This window comes from Curtobacterium sp. LFS084 (genome assembly GCF_047977705.1).
Classification (GTDB): Bacteria; Actinomycetota; Actinomycetes; order Actinomycetales; family Microbacteriaceae; genus Curtobacterium.
Map to the genome: position 1 here is coordinate 1 of NZ_JBFPFM010000066.1, position 7,706 is coordinate 7,706.

Annotated in this window: 7 protein-coding genes; 5 read left to right on the plus strand and 2 right to left on the minus strand. The window is 71.6% G+C overall.

The features are described from left to right. Positions 1–146: 146 nt before the first annotated feature. Complete coding sequence (locus ACNQOV_RS17810) at positions 147–860, minus strand: DUF3027 domain-containing protein (protein ID WP_416396235.1); 714 nt, start codon at positions 858–860, stop codon at positions 147–149. Next, positions 860–1,237: a cold-shock protein gene (locus tag ACNQOV_RS17815; protein WP_022906598.1), complete on the minus strand. Its 378-nt coding sequence runs from the start codon at positions 1,235–1,237 to the stop codon at positions 860–862. Before ACNQOV_RS17815 ends, ACNQOV_RS17810 begins: the two co-directional genes overlap by 1 nt. A gap of 56 nt (positions 1,238–1,293) precedes the next feature. Between ACNQOV_RS17815 and ACNQOV_RS17820 the strand changes: the two genes are divergently transcribed. The 5 genes from ACNQOV_RS17820 (at position 1,294) to ACNQOV_RS17840 (ending at position 7,677) form a co-directional block, all read left to right on the plus strand. Continuing rightward, on the plus strand, positions 1,294–1,593 hold the full coding sequence (locus tag ACNQOV_RS17820) for a hypothetical protein (RefSeq protein WP_022906599.1): 300 nt from the start codon (positions 1,294–1,296) through the stop codon (positions 1,591–1,593). 28 nt (positions 1,594–1,621) lie between these two features. Further along, positions 1,622–3,382 (plus strand): helicase-associated domain-containing protein, encoded by a 1,761-nt coding sequence (locus ACNQOV_RS17825; protein ID WP_416396237.1) that lies wholly within the window; start codon positions 1,622–1,624, stop codon positions 3,380–3,382. Between the two features lie 57 nt (positions 3,383–3,439). Next, on the plus strand, positions 3,440–5,137 hold the full coding sequence (locus ACNQOV_RS17830) for a DNA repair helicase XPB (protein ID WP_402267079.1): 1,698 nt from the start codon (positions 3,440–3,442) through the stop codon (positions 5,135–5,137). A 51-nt stretch (positions 5,138–5,188) separates the two neighbouring features. Continuing rightward, entirely contained in the window at positions 5,189–5,884 is a 696-nt protein-coding gene (locus ACNQOV_RS17835) for a response regulator transcription factor (RefSeq protein ID WP_017888045.1), read from the plus strand. An 80-nt stretch (positions 5,885–5,964) separates the two neighbouring features. Continuing rightward, a complete protein-coding gene (locus ACNQOV_RS17840; RefSeq protein ID WP_416396240.1) occupies positions 5,965–7,677 on the plus strand; it encodes a sensor histidine kinase in 1,713 nt (570 codons plus the stop codon). Positions 7,678–7,706: the final 29 nt, after the last annotated feature.

Consider the following 7,706-nt stretch of genomic DNA (forward strand, 5'->3'; position numbering starts at 1 on the left):
CGCCCCCCCCGCCGCCCCGCCGGGGGGGGGGCCGCCGCGGGCGGGGGGGCCGGCGGGGGGCGGGGGGGGCGGCCCGCGGGCCGGGGGGGGGGGGGCCCCCCCCCCCCCCCCCCTCCTGTCCGTCCCGGGGACCGGTCGGTCACCGGTCAGGAGCGGTGGTGCTCCGGGTCGACCTCGCCGGCGTCCAGTCGATCGAGCTCGAGGTCGGCGTCCGGGTCGACCGGGCGGACCCGCTGGGTCCGTCGGCGGCCGCGGACGGGCTCGGCGGGTGCGTCCTGCTCGGGGGCGTCGTCGGTGTCGTCCTCCGTGGAGCCGTCGAGCTCGTCGACGTCCACCCCGTCGATGTCGTCGTCGTCGGACTCGTCGAGGTCGTCCTCGTCCGCGTCGAAGTCGTCCTCGTCGTCGGACTCGTCGTCGTCCGACTCGTCGTCGTCCGAGTCGTCGTAGTCGGCGTCCTCGTCCACGTCGTCGTCCTCGTCCTCGTCGCCGTCGAACTCGTCGTCCTCGTCGGGGTGCTCGCCCGCGGCGCCGTCGGCGTCCTGCCCGGCCCGGTACTCGGCGAGCCGCTCGGACCACGGCACCCACTCCGGTGCGACCAGCGAACCGTCGCCCGGCATGAGCTCCACCTCGAGCACGGTCGGCTCGTCACCGGCGACCTGGGCGATCGACACGGTCCAGCGCCAGCCGGGGTAGCCGGCCATCCGGTTGGCGAAGAGCACCGAGACGACGCCGTCGCCCTCGTCGACGGTGCCGGCGAACGCGCCGACGGTCGACTCGGGGGTCACCTCGACGAGCGCCGTCCGGGCGAGCGCGGTGAGGTCCTCGGAGGGAGCCGGGGCAACGGGGGAGGTATCGGTCATCACGCGTCCAACTGGTCAGCGACGTGCCGCAGGATCGCAGCGATTCGGGTGCCGTTCTTCGGGTACCGGCCGTGCCGGAAGTCCCCGCTGATCCGGTCGAGCTCCTTCACGAGGTCCTCGACGATGACGGCCATGTCGTCCGCCGATCGGCGTGACATCTTCGCGAGCGACGGCTGCGGGTCGAGGAGCCGCACGGACAGCGCCTGCGACCCCTTCTTCCCCTGGACGACGCCGTACTCGAGCCGCGAACCGGCCTTCACCGACGTGACGCCGTCCGGGAGCGAGGACGCGTGCAGGAAGACGGGTTCGCCGTCGTCGCCGGTGATGAACCCGAACCCCTTCTGGTCGTCGTAGAACTTGACCTTGCCGGTGGGCATTCGTCGGTCTCCTCGTGATCGTGGAACGGCCGTGGTGCGTCGGATATCCTGGGTCGATGGCCAAGCCGACCCGATCCGCCGGGAACACGCAGGACTCCGCGCAACCCCCGGTGACGTTCAATCGTACCGAACGCGCCCTCGCGTTCATGGTCGGCGGGATCATCATCCTCGGCTTGCTCTGCTTCGTCGCGATGATCATCGTCTGGCTGACGGCCCCGGGTGCCGCGGGCTCCATGCCGTGGCCGGTCGTGCTCGCGATCCCGCTGTACGGGTTCCCGATCGGCATGGTCCTCCTCTTCGTGCTCCTCGGCATCGTCTGGACTCGACGTGCCCGTGAGAACCGAGCGAGTCGCTGAGGCCCGCGTCGAACGATCGCGGCGGACGATGACGACCACCGCAGACCTCGCCGCCCGGCTCCGGGCGATGCCCGACGACGCCCTCGAACGGCTCGTCGTGGCGCGTCGACTCCCCACGGCGGTCCTCGCCGAGACCGGTCCGCTGCGCGTCTCGGACTTCTTCGACCTCGCCGAGGCGCTCCGCACCGACGACGCGGTGGACGCCGCGATCGAGCACCTGCCCCGCCGGACGCTGCTCGCGCTGCGCGACGGCGCGGGGTCGGCCGACGACCTCGCCCCCGCGGTCGCGCTGGGCCTCGCCGACGAGGACGGCGGCGTCGACGACGCGGTGTCGGCCCGTCTGGCCGTCCACGACGAGGTCGCGGGACTCCCGGGAGGCGCGGCGCAGCCCCGCCCCGTCACTCCCGCCCGCGAGACGGACGACGACGAGCGGTCGCGCACGACCGGCGCGGAGCGCGCCTTCGAGACGATGACCGTGCTCGCCGAACTGCTGCGGGCGGTGTCCGAGGGCGCCGTCCGCGAGCTCGTGAAGGGCGGCATCGGCACGCCGCTCGCGAAGACGCTCGGCGATCGGGCCGGGGCGGACCCGACCCTCGTGCCCGACCGGTTGGCGCTGCTCGACCGGGTCGGGTTCGCTGCGCCGGGTGACGGCACGTGGGCGACGACGGCACCGGGTGACGCCTGGCTCGTCGCCGGCTGGCCGGACCGCTGGTCGACGCTCGTCTCGGCGTGGCGGGACGCCCTCGACCCCGCCGTGCGGACGGTGCTCGACGTGGCAGGCGACGACCTCCGCGACCTCGTGTCGGTCGGCCGGTGGGCCTACCCCGCGGGCTCGCGTTGGCTCGACGCGGTGCTGCTCGACGTCGCGGGCACCGCGGCGGCGCTCGGCGTGACCGACGACGGGCTCGTGACGAGCACCGGGCGCGCACTGCTCGACGGGGACCCGACCCCCGCGGCCGAGGACCTCCCCCGCACGGTGGACGCCGTGTACCTGCAGCACGACCTCACCGTCATCGCCCCGGGGCCGCTCGCCCCGGTCGACGACGCGGCGCTCCGGACCGTCGCCGTGCTCGAGGCCCCGGGTCTCGCCGCGCGGTACCGCATCTCCGAGGACTCGCTCCGCCGGGCGTTCCGGGCCGGGCACACCCGGCAGGACGTCGTCGCCCTGCTCGAACGGCTGTCGGCGACGGACGTCCCGCAGCCGCTGTCGTACCTCGTCGACCAGGTGTCCTCCCGCGACGGCAGCATCGTGGTCGACGTCGGGCCCGAGGGGATCGGCGCCCGCGTGCACGGCACCCCGGACCAGCTCGACCTGGTCGGTGTGGACGCCGAGCTCCGCCAGCTGGCGTGGGAGCGCAGCGACCTCACGACCCTGGTGACCCGCTACCCGCCGCACGTCGTCCACACGGCGCTCGAGGACCAGCGCTACCCGGCCGTCCTGACGGCCGCAGCCCGCCCCGCGGCGGGATCCGTTGCTCCCGTCCGACGACGCACCACCGGACGCAACCCGGAGCAGGCGGCGCACGCACTCGTGGAGCGGCTCCGCGTCACGACCGAGCGGGGCGACGCCGAGCCCGAACAGGAGTGGCTGGGACGGCAGATCGACCTGGCCGTCCGCGGGCGGACGCCGATCCGCCTGACCGTGCGCATGCCGGACGGCTCCGAGCGGCCGTTCTCGATCGTGCCGACGTCGGTCGCGGCCGGCCGGGTGCGGGGGCGCGACACGGCGGCCGACGTCGAGCGCACGCTCCCGCTCTCCCTCGTGGTGGCCGTCGAGAGCGACGCCTGATCCACCGCTGAGCCGATCCGCGCTGGCTCGCAGCCGAGCGGCCTAGGCTGATCCGTCATGAACGGACCGCTGATCGTGCAGAGCGACCGCACCGTGCTCCTCGAGGTGGCGCACCCCGACGCCGAGGACGCACGGCACGACCTCGCGGTGTTCGCCGAGCTCGAACGCGCGCCGGAACACGTGCACACGTACCGCATCACCCGGCTCGGCCTCTGGAACGCGCGCGCCGCCGGACACGACGCCGAGAGCATGATCCACACGCTCGAGCACTTCGCCAAGTTCCCCGTCCCGCAGAGCGTGACGGTGGACATCCGCGACACGGTGGCGCGCTACGGTCGGCTCGTCATCCGGCGCGAGGAACGCCCAGACGCGCCCGCCGTCGCGAACTCCCCCACCGAGGAGCTCGAACGGCAGCCGGTGCTCCTCCTCACCGCGTCCGAGCCGACCATCCTCGCCGAGGTCATCCGCTCGAAGCGGATCAAGCCGCTGCTCGGCGACATGCGGTCCCCGGAAGAGGTCGAGCTCCTGCCGTGGGCACGCGGGCAGATCAAGCAGGAGCTCGTGAAGCTCGGCTGGCCGGCCGAGGACCTCGCCGGCTACACGCCGGGCCAGCCGCACCCGATCGACCTCGATACCGACGACTGGCACCTGCGGCCGTACCAGGAGCAGGCGGTCGACACCTTCTTCGCACAGGGCTCCGGCGTCGTGGTGCTGCCGTGCGGCGCCGGCAAGACGCTCGTCGGTGCCGGCGCGATGGCGACCGTCAAGGCCACGACGCTCATCCTCGTCACGAACACCGTCTCGGCCCGGCAGTGGCGGTCCGAGCTGCTGCGCCGCACCACCCTCACCGAGGACGAGATCGGCGAGTACTCGGGCAGCGTGAAGGAGATCCGGCCCGTCACGATCGCGACGTACCAGATCCTCACCGCCCGCCGGAAGGGCGAGTACACGCACCTGTCGCTCCTCGACGCCCTCGACTGGGGCCTCATCGTCTACGACGAGGTGCACCTGCTGCCGGCACCGGTGTTCAAGCTCACCGCCGACCTCCAGGCGCGGCGCCGACTCGGTCTCACGGCGACCCTCGTGCGCGAGGACGGCCGCGAGGGTGACGTGTTCTCCCTCATCGGGCCGAAGCGCTACGACGCCCCGTGGAAGGAGATCGAGGCGCAGGGGTACATCTCCCCCGCAGCCTGCTACGAGGTGCGCATCGACCTGCCCCACCAGGACCGCCTCGAGTACGCCGCGTCGAGCGACGACGAGCGGTACCGGCTCGCGGCGACCTCGCCGGCGAAGACCCCGGTGGTCCGCGAGCTCATCGAGAAGCACCGCGGTGAGCAGATCCTCGTGATCGGGCAGTACATCGACCAGCTCGACGACCTCGCTGCGTCCCTCGACGCCGCCGAGATCACGGGTGCGACGCCCGTCGACGAGCGGGAGCGGCTCTACCAGGCCTTCCGCGAGGGGACGATCGACGTGCTCGTCGTCTCGAAGGTCGCGAACTTCTCGGTCGACCTGCCCGACGCGACGGTCGCGATCCAGGTGTCCGGCTCGTTCGGTTCCCGGCAGGAGGAGGCCCAGCGACTCGGCCGACTCCTGCGCCCGAACAAGGACGGGCTGCCGGCGTCGTTCTACACGCTGGTGACGCGCGACACCGTCGACCAGGACTTCGCGCAGAACCGACAGCGCTTCCTCGCCGAGCAGGGGTACTCCTACACGATCCTCGACGCCGATCAGGTCCAGGCGGTCGTTGGCTGACGCACCAACCGCTCTCAGGAAACCACTAGGGAACGGTCAGAAGATAGGACCATGAGCGATGGCCCCAAGATCCTGATCGTCGACGACGAGCCGAACATCCGCGACCTCCTGACGACCTCGCTGCGCTTCGCCGGTTTCGCCGTGCGCGCAGTGGGCAACGGAGCACAGGCGATCTCCGCCGTGCTCGAGGAAGAGCCGGACCTGATCATCCTCGACGTCATGCTGCCCGACATGAACGGCTTCGGCGTCACCAAGCGCCTGCGGTCGTCGGGCTACACCTCCCCGATCCTGTTCCTCACCGCGAAGGACGACACCGAGGACAAGATCACCGGCCTCACCGTGGGCGGCGACGACTACGTCACGAAGCCGTTCTCGCTCGACGAGATCGTGGCCCGCATCAAGGCGATCCTCCGTCGCACGATGAACGACGAGGAAGACGCGATCATCCGCGCCGGCGAGCTCACGATGGACCAGGACACGCACGAGGTCACGATCGGCGACGCGCAGATCGAGCTCTCGCCGACCGAGTTCAAGCTCCTCCGCTACCTCATGCTCAACCCCAACCGCGTGCTGTCGAAGGCGCAGATCCTCGACCACGTGTGGGAGTACGACTTCAACGGCGACGCCGGCATCGTCGAGTCCTACATCTCCTACCTGCGCCGCAAGCTCGACCAGTACTCGGCCGAGCCAATCATCCAGACCAAGCGCGGGTTCGGCTACATGCTGAAGGCCTCCAAGGCCTCGTAGCGCGTCCGGGCTCCTCGGGGCTCGACTTCACGGCGGTCGTCCGGTTTCACCGGGCGGCCGCTGTCTATCGTTGGGGAAGCATGCACACGAGAATGAGCCGCTGGTGGGACGGGATCTCCCTGCGCACCAAGATCACCGGGATCACGGTGCTCCTGGTCGCGCTCGGACTGCTCGTCGCGGGGCTCGGCACGATGACCGTGCTGTCGACCTACCTGATGGCCCAGCTCGACACCAGCGTGAAGAACACCACGGAGCAGCTCGAAGGCCAGAACATCAGCGACGGCGAGCAGTACTGCAAGCTCTCCGTCGTGCTCTCGCAGAGCGCCTACGTCGCCGCGTACAACGCCGGCAGCGACCGCATCTGCCAGACGAAGGCCTCGAGCCGGCCCGACATCCGGCAGCTCGACTTCGCGGCCGCGGCGCAGAGCGGCGTCCGGTTCTCGCTCTACGACAGCCAGCACGACCACGAGTGGCGCGCCCAGGTCATCCCGGCGTCGCTGCAGGACCAGTCGAGCGGCACCACGCAGACCGGGTACGTCCTGGTCGCGGTGTCGAGCGCCGACACCGACCAGACGATCGCCCGGTTCACCGTGATCTTCCTCGGGTTCGGCATCTCGGTGATCCTGCTCGGCGCCATGCTCACCCGACTGCTCGTCACGGCGACGTTCGACCCCCTGCGCGACGTCGAGGACACCGCGGCCCGGTTCGCCGCGGGGGACTTCAACCAGCGCCTCGAAGCCGACACCCCGAACACCGAGGTCGGTCGACTGAACCGGTCCCTGAACTCCATGCTCGAGCGCATCGACTCGGCGTTCGAGGACCGGCAGCGCACCATCGACCAGATGCGCCGGTTCGTCGGTGACGCCTCGCACGAGCTCCGCACGCCCCTCGTGTCGCTCCGGGGCTACGCCGAGCTCTACCGGATGGGTGCCCTCCGCAAGGAAGAGGACGTCGCCCAGGCGATGGATCGCATCGAGAAGGAGGCCCAGCGCATGGGGCTCCTCGTGCAGGACCTGCTGCAGCTCGCCCGCATCGACGAGTCGAAGCCGCTCGAGCTCGGGCCGGTCGACCTCGTGGCGATCGCCCGCGACTCCGCGCTCGACACGATGGCCTCGAACCCCGACCGCGAGATCCAGGTGCTCGTCGAGGACTCCGTCACCGGCGAGAGCGTGCCGCACGCGGTCCGGTCCGCGCCGGCAACGGCTCCGGGCTCGGTCGACGTGCCCCCGGCGTCGCCCAGCTCGGCGAACACGACGGGGCCGATCGCGTTCTCGCGGCAGACGATCGCCCGCCTGCGCGCTCGTCGGACCCGCGCGATGGGCGTCGACGGCGTGTCCGCTCCGACCGACGAGACGACGCCGCTGCCCACGGTCGTGCTGCCGAAGCGTCCGCCGATCGTCCTGGCGGAGGAGAACAAGATCCGCCAGATCGTGACGAACCTGATGGGCAACGCCATGCGGTTCACCGAGCAGGACGACCCGATCGAGATCGGCATCGGCGTGGACGACGAGCGTGGGATGGCCCACATCGACGTGATCGACCACGGTGAGGGCATCCCGCCGCAGCTGCGCGACAAGATCTTCCAGCGCTTCTGGCGTGCCGACACCTCGCGCGCCCGGGACACCGGTGGTTCGGGGCTCGGCCTCGCCATCGTCTCGGGCATCGTCGCGGCGCACAACGGCTCGGTCGAGGTGTTCGACACCGAGGGCGGCGGCGCGACCTTCCGCGTGTGGCTCCCCCTGCTCCCCCGCGACTACACCCCGCCCGCGGCCCCCGCGACCGCCGGCGCCTGAGCGCGCGGCGCGCGGGCACGGGCCCGCGC

What these genes read in the sequence shown, in the direction of transcription:
- ACNQOV_RS17830 (WP_402267079.1), top strand. Translation starts at nt 3,440, where the DNA reads ATGAACGGACCGCTGATCGTGCAGAGCGACCGCACCGTGCTCCTCGAG.
- ACNQOV_RS17815 (WP_022906598.1), bottom strand. Translation starts at nt 1,237, where the DNA reads ATGCCCACCGGCAAGGTCAAGTTCTACGACGACCAGAAGGGGTTCGGG.
- ACNQOV_RS17840 (WP_416396240.1), top strand. Translation starts at nt 5,965, where the DNA reads ATGCACACGAGAATGAGCCGCTGGTGGGACGGGATCTCCCTGCGCACC.
- ACNQOV_RS17835 (WP_017888045.1), top strand. Translation starts at nt 5,189, where the DNA reads ATGAGCGATGGCCCCAAGATCCTGATCGTCGACGACGAGCCGAACATC.
- ACNQOV_RS17820 (WP_022906599.1), top strand. Translation starts at nt 1,294, where the DNA reads ATGGCCAAGCCGACCCGATCCGCCGGGAACACGCAGGACTCCGCGCAA.
- ACNQOV_RS17825 (WP_416396237.1), top strand. Translation starts at nt 1,622, where the DNA reads ATGACGACCACCGCAGACCTCGCCGCCCGGCTCCGGGCGATGCCCGAC.
- ACNQOV_RS17810 (WP_416396235.1), bottom strand. Translation starts at nt 860, where the DNA reads ATGACCGATACCTCCCCCGTTGCCCCGGCTCCCTCCGAGGACCTCACC.